Genomic DNA, 272 nt, shown 5'->3' with positions numbered 1-272 from the left:
CCTACAAGAAACATGATGATTGGTTTCCAACCCAGATTTATTAGACCTTTTAAATCAATTCCCAGACATAGCAAAAGTAATGATGCAGGTAAAAGATAACGGGTTGCAACGTAATAAAGAGCCTCATATTCCTTCGTTTCGCTAGAGATAATATTTGTTGTATTTAAAATTGCTGGAATCATATAACATAGCAGTAAAGCTGGGAAGATGGTATAGAATTTCTTCCAACTTTTTAGTGAAGAGGTATAAAAAATGACAGCGAGTGAAACAGC

The 272-nt window shown here is 34.6% G+C and carries 1 protein-coding gene; it reads right to left on the bottom strand.

Features of this window, described 5'->3' with window-relative positions:
• The coding region (locus ACVBEF_RS21405) for a DUF819 family protein (protein WP_447125907.1) at positions 1-209 on the bottom strand (209 nt) is incomplete at its 3' end.
• Between the last annotated feature and the right edge of the window lie 63 nt (positions 210-272).

The organism is Glaciimonas sp. GG7 (assembly GCF_052976905.1).
Note: the sequence above shows the minus strand (reverse complement) of the source record. Positions and strands in the feature narration are given on the sequence as shown.